We start from the raw sequence: 21,526 nt of genomic DNA, 5'->3' as shown, positions 1-21,526 counted from the left end.
TCTATAAAAAAAATAACATATCTATTATAATACTCCAAGGTCATTAAACATTTTAAATATATGCTGATTTATCTTTTTGAATGCTTAAGCTATTATTTCAAAGGCTTGGAAGTTTTTAGTAGTTATGTGTCTGTGAGAATAATTATGATTTCGATAACATCGTTACTAATTACTCTTTTTCTCGGTAGGCCAATGATTAGATGGTTACAAAAGATGCAAATAGGTCAAGTTGTTAGAGATGACGGCCCTCAAAGCCATTTCTCTAAAAGGAATACCCCGACTATGGGAGGAATTTTGATTCTTTCATCAGTTATTATTTCTTGTTTACTTTGGGGAGATTTATCGAGTATATATTTATGGATCTTGATTTTAGTAGTTATTTTCTTTGGAGCTATTGGTTTTTTTGATGATTATTTGAAGCTAGTACTTAAGCACCCTAAAGGTTTAAGAGCTAAGCACAAGTTTGCTTTGCAATCAATTTTTTCAATAGTTTTGGCTATAGTTTTGTTTTATTTATTATCTAAGAATGGTCAGATGAGTTTATCGATACCTTTCTCAAAGAGTCTATATATCCCAATGGGTATCGTATTGTTTGTAGTTTTGACATTTTTTATCATCAATGGAAGTAGTAATGCTGTTAATCTTACTGATGGCTTAGATGGTTTAGCTATTGTACCTGTTGTACTTGTCGCGGCTGGGTTAGGTGTTTATGCATACATTGAAACTAATAGTACTTTAGCAAATTATCTAATATTTAACTATTTAGGTAACCCTGGGCTTGCTGAGGTAGCAGTTTTTTGTGCAGCCTTGTGTGGTTCTGGTTTAGCATTTTTATGGTTTAATTCTCACCCAGCTGAAGTATTTATGGGTGATGTAGGCTCTTTGACATTAGGTGCTGTGCTTGGTGTAATTGCAGTGATGATACGTCAAGAGTTGATATTTTTTATTATGGGATTGTTATTTGTTGTAGAGGCTTTATCAGTGATGTTACAAGTAGGCTCATATAAGCTTAGAAATGGTAAAAGAATTTTTAGAATGGCGCCAATTCATCATCATTTTGAGTTAAAAGGTTGGCCAGAAACAAAAGTTGTAATACGTTTTTGGATAATTTCGTTGATACTTTTTTTAATCGGTTTAGCTGCTATCAAGATTAGGTAATGTTTAGTTTTTATTTTAATGATAAAAAAATAACCAAACTACTGATGGTTGGTTATGGCTCTACAGGTAAATCTGTTTGTGATTTTCTCGCAAATTTTAACGATATTATAGTTGATATATCGCAGAACGATGATGAGTTTGTTAATTATGATTTAGGTAACTATGATCTAATAACAGTTAGCCCAGGAATTCCTCTTAATAAGCCACCATATAGAGTGTTATCTAAATTCAAAGATAAAATAGTCAGTGATATTGATATATTTTATCAATATACCAAGGATACTAAAGCTAAAATAATTGCTGTTACAGGATCAAATGGCAAAAGCACAGTAGTGACAATGACTGATTTTGTCCTCAAGGATCTTGGTTATAAGAGTATTCTTGTTGGTAATATTGGTACGCCAGCTCTAAATAAAATAGATGAAAAATTTGATTACTGTATCGTTGAAGTATCAAGTTTTCAGATAGATTTATTCAATTGTGTTAGATTTGATTTAGGTTGTGTTATTAATGTTTCGCCTGATCATTTAGATAGATATCAAAATTTTGAGGAGTATAAACAATCAAAGCTTAATTTAGCAAAATTCAGTAATGATTTTTTTGTTTATGATGTACATAATAATGGCATCAAATATGCTGGGGAATATCAAACAGTAAGAGGCTCTATCTATAGGAACTCAGCAAAGTTACTAGATATTACAGAGACTAATCTTTTTGGTGAACATAACTTAGAAAATATTATTGTTGTGCTAAATATCCTTGAGAGATTAGGTATAGATATTAACCAATCAATAAACTCTATTAAAAAATTCAAAGGCTTAGAGCATCGCTGTAAGGTTGTAAAAAAAATAAATGGTATAACCTATATAAATGATTCAAAGGGTACTAATGTTGGTGCTACAGTAGCTGCTCTTAACAGTATAACAAATTCTAAAAATATAATATTATTATTAGGTGGAGTAGCAAAGGGCGGTGATTTTAGTTTGATGCTAAAAGCGTTAGATAAATATGTTAAATATGTCTATTTATATGGAGCTGATAAAGAATATATTGAAAGCTATATCAAAAGCTATTGTAAATATCAATTATGTAATAATATGAAACAAGCTTTCGAACTAGCTAGTCAAAAAGCTCAAGCTAATGAGATAGTATTATTATCACCAGCATGTGCAAGCTTTGATGAGTTTAATGGTTATGCACAGCGTGGAGAAGTTTTTCAAAATCTTGTTGCTCAGCTAGAGCAAAAAAGTTAGGAAGTAAAAGTGTTATATAGATTAAAACTGTTGTTAAGCGGAAAAAACTCAAAAAAGGAACGTGTAAGAGCCAAACTAGAGATTGATATTTCAATTGTCTTTATAATGCTTGGTTTGCTTACTTTTGGTTGGGTGATGGTGACTTCTGCATCAATGATTGTTGCTCTAGATGACTATAATAATCCTTATTTTTATTCTATTAGACAGGGCTTTTTTGCAATTGTTGCAATTTTTTTGTTTTTATTAGCTTTGTTAGTACCAACTAAGAATTATGAAAAGAATTACAATGCTTTTTTCTTTGTGATGCTGATTGTTTTGGTTGCTGTACTTGTGCCAGGAATTGGGAAAAGTGTCAATGGGGCTAGACGTTGGATACCTTTGATAATTATTAATATCCAAGTTGCAGAATTAGCCAAACTTTTAGCAATTATATTTTTCTCAGGCTATATTGCTGAAAACCTAAACAAAATGGCTAATTTCAAAGAAGGAATTCTTACACCAATTACTTTGTTAGGCTGTATTGCTATATTGTTGCTGATGCAGCCAGATTTTGGTTCTACTGTTGTTATCTCAATATGTGTTATGGGGATGTTGTTTGTATCTGGTAACAAGGTACGTTGGTATGGTTTACTTTTGGGTGCTATGATTATGACGGCAGCGATGTTGGTAATTATATCACCATACAGAATGCACAGAATTACAGGGTTCTTACATCCATGGGAAAATGCAAATAGCTCTGGATATCAACTTGTTCAAGCCTTGATAGGTTTCGGACGTGGCGGCTGGTTTGGTGATGGGCTTGGCAATGGAATTCAAAAACAGTTTTTCTTACCAGAGGCGCATACTGACTTTATCACTTCTGTAATTGCTGAGGAGTTAGGTGTTGTTGGTTTGATGATTCTACTTGCAGTGTATTTATTTATTGTATTTAGAGCTATGAGTATTGCTAAAATGGCTTTTGAACTTAAGAGATACTATCAGGCTTTTCTTGCTTACGGCGTTGGCTTTTGGATTGCCTTTCAAGTTTTTGTTAATATTGGTGTTAATACAGGTTTACTTCCTACTAAAGGACTTACACTACCGCTTATAAGTTATGGTGGAAGTAGTTTATTGATTATGTGTTATACATTAGGTGTCTTGGTTAGAGTTGATTTTGAGAACAAACTTTTAGCAGATACAATTAATCCAAGTTATGTATACAAGAAGGTAAAATAGTAGTGCGTACTACTGTAGTACAATACCCTGAGCTTTCTGATCGTTTAGAGCTTGATTGGAGTTAAAGTATGCAAATTCTTTAACGCGTGATTGTGATATCGGATCTTTTATATCAATAGCTACAGCAGGGTGGCACATTATTATGCCACCATCTTTAATCTCGGCATAAGCTTTAAGAATAACTTTTCTAAAGTCTTCAGTTTTATCCTCTAATGAGTAGACACCAGCAAAAGTTGAATTATGTTTGATATTATTTTCTACCAGCATGTTGTAGAATTTTTTTGCACCGCTACGATAGATTATTAATGATTTAAAATCTGATTTATCCATCTTATATGTTGAGCGGATATATGTTTGCTTACTATACATATTGAAATCTTTATATAGATTTATAACAGCTTTTCTAATCACCGGAAAATGATGAACATGCTGATGACCATCGATAAAATCAGGTAACTCCCCCCAACGCTCTACAAAGTTATTTATCTGAGCTTTTAATTCATTGTAAACATCCTCATAACTTATTGCTCTGAGCTTTGATTTGATAAGAAGTTTTGATACTGATAAAAAATTATCATTGCTAGTTATAGATGCTGCTTTTGTAAAAGCGGTACCCTCGGTTAAATTTAAATGTATTCCAACATGACTAAAGTCATTGTATATTTTTCTTAATTGAGTAACTCCTGATTTGAATGCTGGCATATTTGGCATACAGCTAGTGGCATTAATAATCCTTTTTTTTAAAAGATTAATAACAGCACTGTTAATGTTCTCACTCATACCAAAGTCATCTGCACAAATTATTACTTTTTTAGCCATAACTTTTATTTGCTAATATAATTATCACCTTTACTACTATGTATTTTATACTTTCATAGTTATAATAGCATTAATTAAGGTTAATATATTTTGTATTTGTGATGACAAGTAGGAATGTTGATAACCCGCGTATTTATGCGGTGATACCAGTTTATAATGAAGAAGCGCTGATAGAATCTTTTTTGAAGGAGCTAGCAGATAAGCTTAGCCAAATTACTTTAAACTATAAAATAGTTGTTGTTGATGACGGAAGTTCGGATGGCTCTAAGGGGATTATTCAAACATTAGTTGATCAGCTAAATATTAAATTTATTAGTTTTTCAAGAAACTTTGGTCAAGAGGCAGCTATTACAGCAGGATTAGAAGCATCTAAAGATGCAGATGCTGCTATTATTATGGATTGTGATTTCCAACATCCTATTGGAGTAATAGATCAGTTTTATAGCAAATGGTGTGAAGGCTACTCTAATGTCTATGGTGTAAGGACAAGAAATGATCAGAGTACTACGAGAAGTTTTTTATCTGAGACATTCTTTAAACTTAGTAATAAGCTTATGGGGGTGAAAATTCCTGCCAATGCTGGTTATTTTAGATTATTAGATAAACAATGTATAAAAGCATTTAATTCATTACCTGAGAATAGTCGTTTTATTAGAGGACTTTTTGCATGGATTGGCTTTAGCTCTTATGCTATACCATTTGAGGTTGCAGATCGTAAAGATGGTACTGCAAGTCGCTGGGGATACAAAAAACTCTTTAAGCTAGCATTTACGGGAATATTTTCTTTTTCATCAGTTCCACTTAGGTTGATATCTATTTTAGGTATTGTAATTTCAGTATTTGCATTGACTTACGGCTTTTATATTTTTGTCCAAAGCTTATTCTTTAATGGCAATGTAACAGGTTGGCCAACTATAGTTGTGAGTATTATGTTCTTTAGTGGTGTGCAGCTTATTTCTTTGGGAGTTTTAGGCGAATATATAAGTCGTATATTTGATGAAGCAAAAAAGCGCCCTAGATATATTATTGATGAAAATGAAAGTAGGAATATTTAAATGTTATTTAATTATATTAAAATCAATATTTTCATTAACTTTTTTAAACTTCTTTAAGAATCCTTGAGTCATATTACTATTCAGTAGTGACTTTACTTGATTTTGTGGTTAGGGGATAACATTAGTATAAAAAGTATAAAGAGTAATTTTTTATACCAGATTATTTGCGAAATCTAAATACTAAGATTTTAATGCTATAAAAACCCCTGATTTCGCTTTAAACTTGCTTATTTCTAAATAGAAATTAAGTTTTTTATAATTAATTCAATTAGTTTTTGTAGTATTTTGGTAATACCAATTTAGTTTAATAAACGAGATTTCAGATTGGTGTTTAGAATAACGATTATTTTTTGCCTATTGTGTTTTTAATTACAAATTTATTTTAACTTAAAAAATTGTAGTTGTTACATTAAGTATGCATAAACTTTATTAAAATTTCAATAATTGAATAATGGTGAATATATTGGTGACTATCAATAAATCTATTAACTTCTTGCTTAAATTTGGAGATGCTTTACATAGACTTATAGCGTTTAATGACACATTTTTCTGCAACATGGTTGATTAGTTTATTAATTATTTTCAGTGATACTAAATTTAACTATACATATTACTATATATTTTATAATTTCATAGTTATAATAGTATCAATTAAGATTTAATATATTTTGAATTAAAATAAAATGATGAGTAGAAATATTCAAAACCCTTATATTTACGCTGTAATACCAGTCTATAATGAAGAAGCATTAATAGAATCTTTCCTTAGAGATTTAGCTGCTAAGCTTGAAAAACTTACATTAAATTATAGAATAGTCGTTATAAATGATGGTAGTTCTGATAAATCTAAAGATATTATTCAATCACTAGCAAATGAGCTAAATATTAAATTTATTAGTTTTTCTAGAAATTTTGGTAAAGAGGTTGCTATTACAGCAGGATTAGCAGCATCTAAAGATGCAGATGCTGCTATTATTATGGATTGTGATTTCCAGCACCCTATAGAATTGTTAGATAAATTCTATCAAAAATGGTGCGAAGGTTACGCTAATATTTATGGAGTAAGAACAAGAAACGACCAAACTTTTTTAAAAAGCTTCTTATCGAAGTCATTTTATACTTTTAGTAAGAAATTTATGAAAATAGATATACCAGCAGACGCCGGTGATTTTAGAATATTAGATAAACAAGTTATCAAGGCTTTAAATTTATTACCAGAAAAAAGCCGTTTTATGAAAGGATTGTATGCTTGGGTTGGCTTTAAAGGCTATGCTATACCGTTTGAAGTTCCTGGAAGAAAAGATGGAACAGAGAGTCGCTGGAATTATAATAAACTTTTTGGTTTAGCTATAACAGGGATATTTTCTTTTTCATCAGTTCCGCTTAGATTAATCTCTGTTTTGGGTATTGTAATTTCTATATTTGCATTAACATATGGCTTTTATATTTTTGTCCAGAGCTTATTTTTAAACGTCAATGTAACAGGTTGGCCAACTATAGTTGTAAGCATTATGTTTTTTAGTGGTGTGCAGCTTATTTCTTTGGGAGTTTTAGGTGAATATATAAGCCGTATATTTGATGAGGCAAAAAAGCGTCCTACATATATTATTGATGAAAATGAAAGTAGAAATATTTAAATATTATTTCTTTAAATTTATATCGAAATATTTTTTCTAAAAGTTTAGATGCTCTTTTAAAAAAGATTCTAGTATTTAATTATAAGTTTTATTATTTACACTAACTACAACATTTTTATTATAACTGCCTTTGATTTCGAAATTTACATTAGGGTAAGTTTGTTTTAGTTTTTGTAACTGTTTTTTTGGAGTAAATATAATAATATTGTTATTATTTAGCAGTTTATTAAATTCAGAATATGTTATTAGATATTTAGGCCATTGACCATTATGTGCTTGTTTATACTGATTTATACCATAATAAAATTCTCTTGCCCAGTTATCGATCTCAGGTTTATAAGTATTCCAGTTGTAAACTATATAGATATTATCGTTTAATAATATTGGTAGGTCTTCCTCATAGCCTTTTTGTTTTAGCTCTTCTTTTAATATAAAATGCTTTGGCTGAGGTCTATTATAATAAACAAAAATAGTACCTTCATTAGAATTCTTGAGTACTTTAGCAACCAGAGACTCAGAAGTTCTTAGATCAAAATAAGGAATCACAAGTTGCCCTAAAATATTAAGAAGCATCAGCGCAGAAATTATTAGCATAATTGCTTGTTTAATTTGATTTTTTAATGACAGCTTGAGGCTAAAAGCTATTAGTAGCGCAGATATTGCCACTAAAGTAGTATATAGTATAGGAGCCTCTGTGTTTAAAAGACGCTTTTGCATTAAAGAAAATATGATAACACCAACAGCAGCTACTAGAAATATAATGCTTGCAATAATATGCATTCTTTTAAACATGATGACATTGTCATTATTTTTAATTATTTTCTCAAACGACAATGCCATTAATAGTGATAATGGTGCAAATATAGGCAAAATATAACTTACTATTTTTGAGCTAGGGATTGAGAAAAATGCTAAAATTAATAAACACCAAAGTGCTATTAAAAAAGTTGTGAAGTCTTGTTTTCTATTTTGCCAAATTATTTTTGCACCTTTGAATAATCTATTAAGAAGTAAGACACTAAATGGTAAGAATACGGCAAGAATAATTACAAAATAAAACCATGGTCCTATTGCATTATTAAAACCATGACCTACAAAGCGGTAGAACTGTTGAAAATAAAAGAAAAAATATAAAAAGTCAGGATTTTGTTGCTGCGCTAATACTAGCCAAGGTGTAACTATAGCAACAAATAATACTGTTCCTGTAGGTATGTATAATTCTTTTAGTCTATGCCAATTATTAGTTATAAGCATCCAAACAAATATAGTCATACATGGGAAGACAATAGCCATAAGCCCCTTAGTTAGAAATGCTAGGGCGGAGACAAAATATGCCGCATACATAAGCAAGCGTTTAGTCTTAATATTAGTTTGTTTTAAACTAGCTAAGCATAAAAAAAATGCAATCCAAAGTAAGTTGGCTACTATAAGATCCATATTTGCATAATGAGCCTCAAAAAAATAAAGTACATTTACAGCTAAAATAAAACTTGCTAGGATTCCAGCAAAGCGTGAATAGAAATATCTACCAAAAGTATATATTGAAATACAACCTAATATACCAAATAATGCTTGAGGTAGTCTAATTGCCCAGGGATTAATACCAAAAAAATGCATTGAAGTAGCTTCAAGCCAGTAATAAAGAGGCGGCTTATCTAAAAAAGGTACGCCATTAATAGTTGGAGTAACCCAATTACCAGAGCTTAACATCTCCCGCGCTATTTCAGGATAGCGACCTTCATCGGGTATACTTAGATGACGCCAACCAAGAAAGATAAAGAAATATACTATGTATATGCTTAGTAAAACCAAGGTATCAAAATAGTAAGAATTTTTAAATTTATTCATGTTAGTAGTATTTGTCAAGCAAAAGCATGAAGTAAATTTAGCGGTAATTAACTAAAAACTCAAGAAAATATTAGCTTTAAGCTACTGCAACTACATTTCACTGAACTGCTGTGGTTTTTCTTCTTTATTTTCAAATAAAAACTTCTGCATTTCTTCTTTGAGAAATTCCCTTGCTTTTGGATCGATTAGATTTAAGCGATATTCATTAATCAAAATAGTTTGATGTGCTAACCAGGCTTGCCAAGCTTCATTTGAGATTTCAGCATGAATTTTTTTACCTAGCTCACCAGGTAATGGTTGGAATGGAATTGCATCTAATTCTTGATTATATTTTTTACAAAAAACTTTTGTCATATGATTTTACTCCTTTAATCTTAAATACATCGTTTAGGTTTAGGCAAGCCAGCTAATTTTGCCGCTTGTACTGCTGGTGATACAGGAAATAAAGTTTGTAAATATAAACTATTACCTATTTTTTCACCGTATTTTTCTTTTAAAGCTTTTACAAGCTCTCTAATTGCTGGTGATTTATTGGTTTGTTGATAGAACTGGCGCAAAAAGTCTATAACAAGCATATGACCTTGTGTTAGTGAAATATTTTCTTGTGCAGCAGCTAAATTGCAGAAATTTATATCCCAACTTGCAAAGTCAAGTAAAAAGCCATGCTTGTCTATGTTGTAGTTATCCACAAATATGGTAAAATTTGTTTTTAATTCTTAATATCTACAATTATAGCAAACTAGAGTAATTGTTTTAATCTATTAAAAGGCATATTCGATGAAAGTTACATTATATACAACAAAGTATTGTCCATATTCTCTTAGAGCAAGGATTGCGTTAGCAGAAAAGAAAATGATTACAGATATCGTAGAAGCAGGAGATTTAGAACCAAGTATGATTAAGAAAATCTCTCCTAATGGTGTTTTTCCTGTTCTAAGGGAGAAAGACTATAGTATTAATAACAGAAAAGCATTGTTGATTTATATTGATGAGAGATTTCCTGCTCCAAGCTTATTACCAAGTGTGGTTAATGATCGTATAAAGATACGCCTATCGCTTGATAAAATTGATAATGAATGGTATCCAGTGCTTGACCAAATTCGCAAAAATAGAGTAGATCAATCAAAGCTTAAATCGATATTCAAAGATTTAAAAGAGAGTCTATTAGCAATGGAGAAAGCTTTTTCAGGTTCAGAATTTTTTATATCTTCTGGGTTTAGTCTTGCGGATTGTTATATTGCTGCTTTGATTATCTGTTTAGAAGCAGAAGGATTTATTCTTGATGAAGAGTACGGTGCAATTTATGAATATAAGAAAAGACTCTTTGCTAGAGATTCGGTTAAAAAAGCTAATCTAAAAGGCGGTGCTGGTGAGTCATTACTTAAGACTCTAAGAGCACATAGATAAGGTTATAATAATATGTGGTATCAAAGTTTTATAAGTTTCGTATTTTTTTTCCTTAGTACTTTATTAGTAGTTGTTGCCATAGTTTTTGTGATTGGTAGTTTTTTTTCATTACTAAGCAAAGCAAAACAAGAAGCCGCAAGGCTAGCAAAAGGTAAGCTTGAGATAAATAAAATAGGTGCTGAATATAAACAGACTAAGCAGCAGCTTTTAGAAACCTTACTCGAGAAAAAAGAGTATAAGAAGTATTTAAAGGAGCAAAAAAAGTTAGATAAGCAGGATAAACCAAAACAAAAAACTTTTGTCCTTAATTTCAAAGGTGATATCCATGCATCTCAGGGTGAAAATCTGCGTAATGAAGTTTCGGCTGTATTAGCAGTAGCTAATACAGAGGATGAGATTATTATTAGGATAGATAGTCCTGGTGGGGTTGTTAATGGTTATGGTTTTGCAGCAGCACAACTAGAACGCATTCGTCAGGCTGGAATAAACTTGACAGTTTGTATTGATCAAGTTGCTGCAAGTGGTGGCTATATGATGTCAGCTGTTGCACATAAAATAATAGCAGCGCCATTTGCTATAGTTGGCTCTATTGGAGTTGTTGGTACTATTCCTAATATTAGAGAATTACTTGAAAAAAATGGTATTAATGTTGAAATGCATACTTCTGGAGAGTATAAGCGTACATTAACAACAGTTGGTGTTAATACAGAAGAAGGTCGTGACAAGTTTAAACAAGATTTAGAGAATATTCATGAGCTATTTAAAAAGCATATTTTAATATACAGACCAAATCTAGATATCACTAAAGTAGCTACTGGTGAATATTGGTTTGGCAAAGATGCTCTTGAGTTAGGTTTGGTTGATAAAATTCAGACTTATGATGATTATTTAATCGATTTACTTAACAAACAGCATGATGTATATGAAGTAAGTTACGTTATAAAAAAAGAAAAAGGATTATTAAAATCTAAACTCACTATGCTTAAAAGAACTATGACAGACTTTTTGTATACACGTAAAATAATATAGGATAAAAGTGTTAACTTTAAGTACACATCAAAAACTTCTTGATAATTTTCTTGAGCAAAAAGCTAAGCACATGCTTCATCATGCTTGTATATTTAGAGTAGAAGATGCTGTGTTGCTAGATAACTTTATTAACTCTTTATGTCAATTACTGCTAGGACAGAAAATACTTAGTTATGATGACTCTCCGTATGTAAATATAGCAGCGATTGAAAATGATGAGGTTAAAGTTGCAGAAATAAAAAAAATAATTAAAAATTGTGAGCTGACAGCGCATAATGATTTAGCAAAGATTATTATAATTGAAGAGCTTGATTTATTAAACGAATCGGCTGCTAATGCATTGTTGAAAACATTAGAAGAACCAACGCAAAATACTTTCTTTTTGATGTTTACAAGAAACTACAGTGAGGTTTTGCCAACTGTTAAAAGTAGATCTTTAGTTTATGATATAAAATTTAGTCAAGATGATAAGTATAATTATCTAAGTTATACATTTGATATGTCAAAAGATGCTATCGAAAAGTCATTGCAAATGTCGCGTAATGACATAAATGTAATTGCTAAGATTAAACTTGAACAACATTTTTGGCAACTGAGAAATAACTTGATGAAAGTGCTAGCTAATCAGGTTAACCCAAATGTATTTTTGAAAGAAGCTAATCCACATTTTAAGGATACTCTTTATTGGTTAACTAGCCTAATTATAGATGTTTATTACTATAAACTTGACGAGCAAAATCAAAATATCGCAAACTATGATAAATTAGCGGTGATAAAGTATCTTGCTGCTAAATTTGATGCTGACTTTATATATAAACTATATTATAAAGCACTAGAGGCACAAAGTTATTTTGTAAACTTTAAAAATGTTGATAAGGAACTAGTCCTAGAAAACTTAATATTAGAAATTATAAAATAGGTAAAGATAAAATGGATGTAAAACAACAACAAAAATTAAAAGCTCAAGCACATAGCTTAAAGCCAGTAGTTCTTATGGGTGAAAAAGGCTTAACAGAAAATGTAATGTTAGAGGTTGACTTAGCACTAGCATCACATCAATTGATAAAAGTAAAAGCAGGCCGTTTACCTAAAGAAGAAAAACAACAAATTGCTAGTGAAATTACTAAAGCTACAAATTCAGAACTTGTACAAATTATTGGTAATATTTTAGTGTTATATAGAAAAAACCCAAATAAAGATAAAAGATAGGTAAAATATGAGTTTTCCAATATCACGTCCACGTAGACTTAGAGTTACGCAAACTTTTCGAGATATGGTTGCTGAGACAATTTTAAGTGTTGATGACTTAATGTATCCAATATTTGTGGTACATGGCCAAGGAATTAAAAAAGAAATTTCAAGTATGCCAAATCAATATCACTGGTCAGTAGACAAACTTGATGAGTTAGTTGAACAAATTGTTGAAGCTGGTATAAAAAGCCTAATGATATTTGGTATGCCAAAAATTAAAGATCTTGTTTCATCGGAGAATTATGATCCTAATGGTATAACACAGCAAGCAATTAGAAAAATTAAACAACTTGCTCCAGAGCTTGTAGTAGCTACAGATGTATGTATGTGTAGCTTTACACCACATGGTCATTGTGGGATTTTAGATGAATATGATTATGTTGATAATGATAAAACACTAGAAATATTACAAAAAACAGCCGTTTCTCATGCACAGGCTGGAGCAGATATAGTAGCACCAAGTGGTATGATGGATGGTATGATACTCGCGATGCGTCAAGCTTTAGATCAAGCAAATTTTGAGACAGTGAGTATTATGTCGTATTCTGTCAAATATGCTTCGGCATATTATGGACCTTTTAGAAGTGCTTGTAGCTCATCACTTAAGGGTGATCGCAAAACTTATCAGATGGACTATCGTAATAAGAAAGAAGCAATTCGTGAGGCAATGGCAGATATTGAGCAGGGAGCTGATTTTATTATGGTTAAGCCAGCTTTGAGCTATCTTGATATTATTAATGAGCTAAATCATATTATAGATTTACCAATAGCGGCATATCATGTCAGTGGTGAGTATGCGATGATAAAGGCCGCTGCTAGCGCTGGTTTGGTTGATGAAAAAGCAATCACTATTGAAACGCTTGTATCTATGAAAAGAGCAGGTGCTAAAGTGATACTTACATATACTGCTTTAGATGTAGCAGGTTGGATTAAGTAGGATGTTAAATATAGCTTTATATGAGCCAGAGATTCCGCCTAATACTGGTAATATTATTCGCCTATGTGCCAATGTTGGAGCTAATTTACATTTAATAGAACCATTAGGCTTTAAGTTAGAAGACAAACAACTAAGAAGAGCAGGTTTAGATTATCATGAATTTGCAGACCTTAAGCTCTACAAAAATTTTGCTGAGTTTTACCAAAACAATAAAGATAAGCAAATCTGGGCATGTACGACTAAGGCTAAGCAGTACTACCATCAGGTTAATTTTGACTGTGGTGATATCTTACTTTTTGGACCTGAGACTAGAGGCTTACCAGTAGATGTTTTAGAGCTACTTAAACAAACACAGCTTAAAATCCCAATGCATAAAAATAGTCGCAGTTTGAACTTGTCAAATTCTGTAGCAGTTATTCTATATGGTGCTTTAAATAATATTGGTTTTGAAAAATTGGGATTGTTATAGTTACAAAAAATTATAAATTTTGGTTTTTAATTTGCTTTTAGTAGTTTTTTTTGTAACCTTGATGTAGAATTATGAACCAATCCGTGTCTAACACAGCTAATTTATGCAACCCATATTTAAAAAAGCTGTAGCTGCTATAGCTATGTTCTTGCTTTCATATTTAGTTGCTTTAGCAGCTTTACCTAATGTGGATATTGTGGCAACTGGCGGTACTATTGCTGGTGTTGCAAAATCCTCAACTGATGCTGTCTATAAAGCTGGAAGCTTATCAATTGATGACATTTTAGAAAAAGAGCCTGCTTTTAGTAAATTAGCAAATATAAAATCTGAACAGTTTTATAATATTGATAGTGTAGATATGACAATGGCGATGCGAATTAAGCTTGCTGAATATATACAAAAACTCCTAAATGATCCAAAGGTTGATGCGGTAATAATAACTCATGGTACTGATAGTATGGTACAAACAGCGTTTTTTCTTAATCAAGTTTTAGATGTAAAGAAACCTGTCATTTTAGTAGGAGCTATGAGAGCTTTTACATCACTAAGCAGCGATGCCCTTATGAATTTATATGATGCGGTAGTTACTGCAGTAAATAAGCAGTCGATTGGTAAGGGTGTCTTGGTTGTAATGAATGAAGAAATCTTAACTGCAAATGACGTTGCTAAGACTAATACAACAAATATTGATGCATTTAAAGCTCCAAATTATGGTAAATTAGGTACAATAATAATCAATGATGTTGATTATTATCAAAGACCTAAATGTGTTGGTAATATAGTAAATGTTGATGATTTGCGAAAAATAAAAGCATTACCTAAGGTTGAAGTGATTTATGAATCAGCTGATATTTCACCGCAGTTTTTAGATAGTGTTTTGGCTATCAAAGGGTTAAAGGGTATAGTTCTTGCAGGTCTCGGCGATGGTAATATCCCATCTAATCAAGAAGATTTTCTCAGAAAAGCACGAGCTAAAGGCATTGTAGTAGTGCGTTCAAGTTATGTTGGTTTTGGTAAGGTTACCCATAATTACAATAATTTAGATGACAAATTTGATCTTGTATCATCGGGGATCTTTTCATCAGAAAAGGCGAGAATATTTTTGCAGTTGTGCTTAATAAAAACGCATAATGTTAAAGAAATTCAAAAACTATTCGATAGATTTTAGTAAGTTATTTAATTAAAAGTTGTTTTATTGGCTAATAAGTTTTCTCTTAAAAGATGATAAACTAAAAGAAATAAATGAAGCAATTATTGTGCTTACCTATGATCAGAAAAAGGTGAGTTTATAGCTAAATACAGATAAAAGTAGAGACGTTGATTTAATATGAAAAAGTCTTTGAGCTTGTCGAAATGTCTTTTTCAATCTAAGTAAAATAAGGCTTCGACTTAGGCTCAGCCAGCTTGTTTCTATTAAAACAATGGTTAAATCAACAGTTAGCTATATTTAACAAAGAACTAAACAAGTGATGCAGTTGATAGTAGAATGTGGGTTTCTTAATTATTCAGAGAAAATAATTATTACAACTAATTAAAGATTATCATAAGTTGGAATTTATCTCTTACATTCTCTCAGGAATAGAGATGCCTAATAAATCCGACGCGATTGTCATAGCTTTGACAGTTGCCATACATAAAGCAATTCTTGCATTTTTTAGTGATTTATCATCAAGATTAGTAATAGGACAATTTACATAGAATTTGTTAAAACTGTTAGCTAATGAATATGCGTACTCACAAATATGATGTGGTTGCGAATTTTCATAAGCTCTTGACACAGCGATTGGAAACTGTATCAATTGTAATTGAAGTTTTTCTTCATGTTCATTGTTTGCACTTAATATTCTATAATCTTTTGTTAGAGATTGTATATCATAATTTTCACCGAATATTTTTTTAAGAATCGATTTGGCTCTAACTGCAGTGTATAAGAGATAAGGGCCTGTTTTACCTTCATGCTGCGCAAATTTTTCTAAATCAAAGATATAATCATTAGCATAGTTATTAACTAGATCACCAAATTTAATAGTTGCTATAGCTATTTGATCAATAATAGTATCATCTTGCTCGTTAGGCATTCTGTTTTTGGCATATTCTTTTGCTTGAGAAATTAAATCTGCCAAGTGCATCACACCACCTTCACGAGTTTTAAAAGGGCGACCATCTTTACCATTGACTGTACCGAAGGCTACATGTTTAAGCTTACATTTTTCACTAACAACTCTTGTTCTTTCAGCAATGCTAAACACTTGTTTAAAATGAAGCGATTGCCTTTTATCGACTACATAGATTATTTCATCCGGGTCAAGATCTTTGCTGCGTTGCCATAAAGTAGCCAGGTCTGTAGTACCATACATAATACCGCCATCTTTCTTGATAACTATAAGAGGAGGTACACCATCTTTATTTGTATCTATAACCCAAGCACCTTCATCTTCATAGATAAAATTATTAGCTTTAAAGTAACTAATCATCTCATCTACAAATTTATTAGCGTCGCTTTCACCTAACCATAAGTCAAAATGTACATCCAAGCTATCAAAATCCTTTTTAATTGCATCAATCGAAATTTTTACAAAATGTTGCCACAGTGCAACATAGCCTCTGCGACCTTGTTGTAATTCAAAAGTAGCCAATCTTGCTTTTTCCATTTCAATTATGTCAGATTTACACCTTTTTGAAGCATGAGGATAGATTTCAGCTAACTCTTGAACAGTTACTGGTGATTCAGTTGGATACTCTCCAGTATAATTTTCATCGAAATATATAAGTTGTGGGGATTGCAGTTTTATTTCTTCTATAAGCATACCCATTTGCGTACCCCAATCACCTAGATGTACATCAGAGACAACAACATCATCACAGAAACTGTGGATTCTCTGTAAAGCATCACCTAAAAGTGCTGATCTAATATGGCCAACATGCATCGGTTTAGCAACATTAGGGCCACCAAAGTCGAGAACTACTTTTTTTGCTGATGAATTATTTTGTGCGCCAAATTTAATAGAGTTTAAAAACTTATCTGTAGTTTTAGCTAAGAATTTTGGTGCTAAAGTCATATTGATAAAGCCTGGTTTAGCAATTTCTAGCTTTGCAAAAACATCTTCAGCGTCAAGATGCTCTATTATTTCTTCAGCAATTATAAAAGGTGGCTTTCTAGCAAATTTAGCTAAAGGCATAGCACCATTACACTGGAAATGACCCACTCCTTCACGGGTTGAGGTTACAACTTTGGCAAAACTTTCTGCATAACCTAATTTTTGGAATACTTTTGCAAGAATTTCTGATAAATAATTTTCTATATTCATTTAAATAGCCTAATTGTTTTGTTATATCTAGAGTTTAAAGAATAGAAATATTTTTTAAATGTAGATATAATATCACGGTTATTTTAAAAAACTCAAATAAATTAAGGCTCTCAAAGGTCAATTATGTTAAAGGGGATTCATAAGTATCTATTAATGTTTTTTGGCACTGTATTGTTTACGGTGCAAGCAAATGCTGCGCGGATAATGAGTAATAACCCTATTAAAGAAGATTGGCAATGTAAGGTTGTCGATGGTGAGTGGAATTGTAAACGAGCAAAGAAGCCAAAGAATGTTTTTAGTAAAGAGCTTACTACAGCTGAAAAAGAAAAGGCTCTTGCTGATGACCTGGCATGGGTTAAGAAACCATCATATTTTGTTGGTGGTTACTACAGTAATGATAGCCAGTTTACTAAAGCATTATGTGAGTCGAAAAAGACAGATCTTAGCTATGAGAGATCTGAGTTTGATAATGATGGTACATTAATAGCATCTGGGAATGTTCAAGTCCTACAGTGTGATCAGGAATTGTACGGTAATAACGCGATAATAAACCTAAATGATGATAATAGTGCAATAGGATCATTAGTGATGACTGGAAATGTTATCGCTAAGCAACCATCCACAGGTATAGTTATACGTACTACAGAGTTAGATGCTGATATGAGAAATGGTACTTATAGTACTGATGAAGCATACTTCAGATTAGCGCGTGAAATGCCAAAAACTAGGATGTATGATAAAGAACATTTTAGTGGTTACTTACGCGGCTATGCTAAAACATTCAAAAAAGAATCTTCAGGTGAGCTAATACTTAATGATGGATATATTACTTCAGGTGATCCTTATGATAATGCTTGGAAAATTACTGGTAATAACATTGATATTGACACAAATACTGAGATGGCGTATGTCAAAAATGGTTATTTTGAAATCCAAGATATTCCAGTAATGTACATACCGTACTTTTCACACCCAATTAATGATAAAAGAAGATCTGGTTTCTTATATCCCGGTTTTGTACAAAATGCCAACTCTGGTATTGGTATATCTGTACCTTATTATTTTAACCTTGCCCCTAACTACGACTTTTTACTAAACAGCGTTGTATGGTCTCAAAGAGGCTTAATGGAGGAAGGTACATTCCGTTACATGACTAAATATTTTCAAGGCCAGTTTGAAGGATCAATAGTCCCTTATGATTTTAAGGATAAGAAAATGCGTGGTGCTTTTACTTTGTCAACTACTGGACAATATGAAGGCTTAACGACGAACTTAAATTATGAATATATAAGCGATCCAAATTATTATAATGATTTTTCATCAGGTAATGTTAATTTAGTTACAAAGACACTACTTGATAGAGAGTTTGATTTAAATTATACCAATAGCTATATTGATTCGGGAATAACGGTACTAGATTATGGCGTTGTAAATCCAATTATTGACCTTGCGAATATACCTTATGCCAAACTTCCTGAAGTCAAATTTAATATTACCTCAGCAGGATATACACCAGATTACCTTACAATTAGTGCAAATACTTTAAATACCTATTTTTACAAATCACCATGGCCAGTGAGTCCTAGTGTAAGCCCTGTACAAGGGACTAATGTTAGTGGTTTTAGGTCTTATGATGCTCCTAAAATACAAGGTAATTTCTCTAACAGTTGGAGCTATTTTAATCCGTCATTACAAGTGCCTATTCGATACTACCAATTAGATAATAAAGCTACCGATACGGTACAATTTACTAATAGTACAGTCACTAGTGTATTACCAATATTTAATATTGATGCCGGTGCTTATTTTGATAGAGATTATACTACCGAGAATGGCTCATATACTCAGACTTTAAGACCTAGGTTATTCTATACCTACATTCCATATCAAAATCAAACAGATATTCCTCTATTTGATACAAGCTTACAAAATGAACAATATATGCAGATGTTCCAAGTAAATAGATTTACTGGTTATGATAGGATTAATAATGCTAACCAGCTAACATACGCATTAGAAGCTTCTACAACAAGAAATGATGACGGAACTACTTTAGCATCTGCTAAAATTGGTCAAATGGCTTACTTTGCTGATAGAAAGGTTAATTTGTGTCAAGGAAACTCCGCTTGCCCAAATCCAGGGTTAATGGATCCTTTTTCGACAGATACTTTCTCTCCAATTATGTCTTCATTTGAATTTCAAATAATGAAAAATATATATTTATCAGCTCAAGTCAATTATAGAGTTAAGCAGGAAGTTGTTGATTACCAAGTGTATCAACTATCATATAAAGATGAAAATGAAAACATCTTTAATGTTTCGTATAACAATATTGCAAACAACTGGAATTCACTAACTGAGCAACAAATTATTAATGGACAAAAGCCTCAACCACAAGAAACTATTACTCTTTCTACGTTATTAAATATTACTGATCACTGGGGCATTACAGCTTTATGGAACTATAATTTTTTCCAGAAGAAGATTGCTAATGTATTTGCAGGCTTACAATATAATGCTAAGTCTTGGGCATTTAGAGCGTTATGGCAGGCAAGTGCATATACTAACCAAGACCCTAATAATCCAACCCAACTTGGTCCGTTAGTTAATACTTATATGTTTGAGTTTGAATTAAAGGGGCTTGGAGGTATTGGTAATACTAGTGATATATCTTCGCGTCTACAACAAATAAATGGTTATAATGTAGGAGAGTGGGGAGAAGGAGAATAATGAGGAAGTTAACACTAATTATTTTGTTGATATTTATGCTAACTGATGCTTATTCAGATATCTCTTCAAGTATGTTTCAAAATTCTTTTGATTCCGGCATTGATGACACATCGCCAGCATCAATGAGCATATCAGGTAAAAAATACCTTGTAAACAAGACGGTGGCGATAGTAAATAGTAAACCAATTACATCTTTTGAGTTAGATCAAGAGGTTGCTAAGCTAGAGGCAATGCAGCCAAATTCAACTTTTAATACAGACCCTCTAAAACTAAAAAGACAAGCACTACAAGATTTGATATCCCAAAGTGTTTTGCTACAACTTGCAGAACGTAATAATATCACAATATCTAATCAACAAATAGATACGGCAATACAAGATATTGCCGCAAAAAATGGTGTTTCAGTAGATTCTTTAAGACTTAATATCGAAGCAGCAGGGATGTCATTTGATAGTTATAAAAAAAGAATTAGAGATCAGTTGATGATAAGTCAACTACAACAGCAAGCTATAGCACAGCAAGTATATGTCTCACCTGAAGAGATACAGAAGTATATTAAAAAACATCAAAAACAGTTTGATAGAGAAATGGCACCTGTTAAGTTATATACGCTTAAAAACCTTATTGTAGCTTTGCCAGATTCTAAAAAAGCGCGTCAAAAGAAAATAGATTTATTTAAAAAACTAGCTCTTGCTGTCAATGACAGTGGTATTGATTTTTCTGAAGTTGTCAAACAATTTTCCCAAGCTCCAAATGCAATCTCCGGAGGTATAGTTAGTCAACAGGTTAAGTTTGATTCGATACCCGAGATATATAAGAAATATGTAAAAGGACTTAAAAATCATCAAGTATCACAACCATTTATAGTTAATCATACTTTACAAATGATATATATAGATAATCTCGATGAAAAAGCACCGATATTAAGTAAAAAAGTAACGAAGTATTATGTCTACGCAATAGAAATTAAGCTTGATGGTGGTATGAGCGAGGAGGGAGCTAAAAGTTCTCTTGAAAGAGCAAAGCTTGCTATCGAGAGTGGTCAAGAATTTACTAAAGTTGCGCTGAAATATAACCAAGATTATGACCATCCTAATGGTAAGTTTAAATGGGTATCAGAACTTGATAGTCCACCTTCGTTACCTTCAGCTGCATTTGCGCAACTTAAGCAATTAAAAGAAAACGAGTTATCAGAACCTTTCCAAGCAGATGGCAGAACTTGGATGATTATTAAATATACCAAAACCAAAGAGTATGATGCTGCTGAGCAGCTTAAAGAACAAAAAGCCCTGGAAGCAATATTCTCTGAAAAGGCTCAAGAAATTTATAAAACTTGGCTAACATCGATGAAAGACGATGCATATATAGAAATACTCGAAGATGATTTAAAGACACCAGAGCTTTACTAAA

19 protein-coding genes are annotated in these 21,526 nt (G+C 31.8%); 14 read left to right on the top strand and 5 right to left on the bottom strand.

Features of this window, described 5'->3' with window-relative positions:
* Nucleotides 1-60 precede the first annotated feature (60 nt).
* Genes mraY through ftsW form a run of 3 tightly spaced genes read left to right on the top strand, consistent with a single transcriptional unit; the run spans nt 61 to nt 3,626 of the window.
* Entirely contained in the window at nt 61-1,158 is a 1,098-nt protein-coding gene (gene mraY / locus CGC45_RS06360; protein ID WP_071629490.1) for a phospho-N-acetylmuramoyl-pentapeptide-transferase, read from the top strand.
* The gene (gene murD / locus CGC45_RS06355; RefSeq protein WP_071629489.1) at nt 1,158-2,411 is read left to right on the top strand and encodes a UDP-N-acetylmuramoyl-L-alanine--D-glutamate ligase; all 1,254 of its coding nucleotides are present in this window, start codon (nt 1,158-1,160) and stop codon (nt 2,409-2,411) included. The genes mraY and murD overlap by 1 nt, the downstream gene beginning before the upstream one ends.
* Before the next feature lie 9 nt (nt 2,412-2,420).
* Nucleotides 2,421-3,626 carry a putative lipid II flippase FtsW gene (ftsW, locus tag CGC45_RS06350; protein WP_071629488.1) on the top strand — a complete coding sequence of 402 codons (1,206 nt, stop codon included), beginning with the start codon at nt 2,421-2,423 and terminating at the stop codon, nt 3,624-3,626.
* A 9-nt stretch (nt 3,627-3,635) separates the two neighbouring features.
* Here ftsW and naxD read toward each other — a convergent pair whose 3' ends face one another.
* Entirely contained in the window at nt 3,636-4,445 is an 810-nt protein-coding gene (gene naxD / locus CGC45_RS06345) for an N-acetylhexosamine deacetylase NaxD (RefSeq protein WP_071629487.1), read from the bottom strand.
* Between the two features lie 98 nt (nt 4,446-4,543).
* Here naxD and CGC45_RS06340 point away from each other — a divergent pair, with 98 nt between their 5' ends.
* Entirely contained in the window at nt 4,544-5,500 is a 957-nt protein-coding gene (locus CGC45_RS06340; protein ID WP_114702102.1) for a glycosyltransferase family 2 protein, read from the top strand.
* A 683-nt stretch (nt 5,501-6,183) separates the two neighbouring features.
* Nucleotides 6,184-7,137, top strand: a complete 954-nt coding sequence (locus CGC45_RS06335) for a glycosyltransferase family 2 protein (RefSeq protein ID WP_084387448.1) — start codon at nt 6,184-6,186, stop codon at nt 7,135-7,137.
* 75 nt (nt 7,138-7,212) lie between these two features.
* Here CGC45_RS06335 and CGC45_RS06330 read toward each other — a convergent pair whose 3' ends face one another.
* The 3 genes from CGC45_RS06330 to CGC45_RS06320 form a co-directional block, all read right to left on the bottom strand.
* On the bottom strand, nt 7,213-8,985 hold the full coding sequence (locus tag CGC45_RS06330; RefSeq protein WP_071629484.1) for an ArnT family glycosyltransferase: 1,773 nt from the start codon (nt 8,983-8,985) through the stop codon (nt 7,213-7,215).
* Nucleotides 8,986-9,075: 90 nt separating this feature from the next.
* The gene (locus CGC45_RS06325) at nt 9,076-9,339 is read right to left on the bottom strand and encodes an oxidative damage protection protein (protein WP_071629483.1); all 264 of its coding nucleotides are present in this window, start codon (nt 9,337-9,339) and stop codon (nt 9,076-9,078) included.
* A 20-nt stretch (nt 9,340-9,359) separates the two neighbouring features.
* Complete coding sequence (locus CGC45_RS06320) at nt 9,360-9,674, bottom strand: TusE/DsrC/DsvC family sulfur relay protein (protein ID WP_071629482.1); 315 nt, start codon at nt 9,672-9,674, stop codon at nt 9,360-9,362.
* 88 nt (nt 9,675-9,762) lie between these two features.
* On the opposite strand from CGC45_RS06320, the gene sspA reads away from it, so the two are divergent.
* The 7 genes from sspA to CGC45_RS06285 all read left to right on the top strand — a co-directional run bounded on the left by sspA (nt 9,763) and on the right by CGC45_RS06285 (nt 15,246).
* A complete protein-coding gene (gene sspA / locus CGC45_RS06315) occupies nt 9,763-10,392 on the top strand; it encodes a transcriptional regulator SspA (RefSeq protein ID WP_071629481.1) in 630 nt (209 codons plus the stop codon).
* A 12-nt stretch (nt 10,393-10,404) separates the two neighbouring features.
* Nucleotides 10,405-11,421 (top strand): protease SohB, encoded by a 1,017-nt coding sequence (sohB, locus tag CGC45_RS06310; protein ID WP_071629480.1) that lies wholly within the window; start codon nt 10,405-10,407, stop codon nt 11,419-11,421.
* 7 nt (nt 11,422-11,428) lie between these two features.
* Nucleotides 11,429-12,340, top strand: coding sequence for a DNA polymerase III delta subunit-related protein (locus CGC45_RS06305; RefSeq protein ID WP_071629479.1), 912 nt, complete (start codon nt 11,429-11,431; stop codon nt 12,338-12,340).
* Nucleotides 12,341-12,351: 11 nt separating this feature from the next.
* Entirely contained in the window at nt 12,352-12,630 is a 279-nt protein-coding gene (gene yhbY / locus CGC45_RS06300; RefSeq protein WP_071629478.1) for a ribosome assembly RNA-binding protein YhbY, read from the top strand.
* A 7-nt stretch (nt 12,631-12,637) separates the two neighbouring features.
* On the top strand, nt 12,638-13,609 hold the full coding sequence (gene hemB / locus CGC45_RS06295; RefSeq protein WP_071629477.1) for a porphobilinogen synthase: 972 nt from the start codon (nt 12,638-12,640) through the stop codon (nt 13,607-13,609).
* A 1-nt stretch (nt 13,610) separates the two neighbouring features.
* Entirely contained in the window at nt 13,611-14,078 is a 468-nt protein-coding gene (trmL, locus tag CGC45_RS06290) for a tRNA (uridine(34)/cytosine(34)/5-carboxymethylaminomethyluridine(34)-2'-O)-methyltransferase TrmL (RefSeq protein WP_071629476.1), read from the top strand.
* Between the two features lie 103 nt (nt 14,079-14,181).
* Nucleotides 14,182-15,246: an asparaginase gene (locus tag CGC45_RS06285; protein ID WP_071629475.1), complete on the top strand. Its 1,065-nt coding sequence runs from the start codon at nt 14,182-14,184 to the stop codon at nt 15,244-15,246.
* Nucleotides 15,247-15,640: 394 nt separating this feature from the next.
* Here CGC45_RS06285 and argS read toward each other — a convergent pair whose 3' ends face one another.
* A complete protein-coding gene (argS, locus tag CGC45_RS06280) occupies nt 15,641-17,386 on the bottom strand; it encodes an arginine--tRNA ligase (protein WP_071629474.1) in 1,746 nt (581 codons plus the stop codon).
* A gap of 123 nt (nt 17,387-17,509) precedes the next feature.
* Here argS and CGC45_RS06275 point away from each other — a divergent pair, with 123 nt between their 5' ends.
* Together CGC45_RS06275 and CGC45_RS06270 are read left to right on the top strand one after the other, a co-directional pair.
* Complete coding sequence (locus tag CGC45_RS06275; RefSeq protein ID WP_071629473.1) at nt 17,510-20,116, top strand: LPS-assembly protein LptD; 2,607 nt, start codon at nt 17,510-17,512, stop codon at nt 20,114-20,116.
* Nucleotides 20,116-21,525: a SurA N-terminal domain-containing protein gene (locus CGC45_RS06270; protein WP_071629472.1), complete on the top strand. Its 1,410-nt coding sequence runs from the start codon at nt 20,116-20,118 to the stop codon at nt 21,523-21,525. Before CGC45_RS06275 ends, CGC45_RS06270 begins: the two co-directional genes overlap by 1 nt.
* The last annotated feature ends 1 nt before the right edge of the window (nt 21,526 follow it).

The organism is Francisella opportunistica (genome assembly GCF_003347135.1).
Lineage (GTDB): Bacteria > Pseudomonadota > Gammaproteobacteria > Francisellales > Francisellaceae > Francisella > Francisella opportunistica.
Note: the sequence above shows the minus strand (reverse complement) of the source record. Positions and strands in the feature narration are given on the sequence as shown.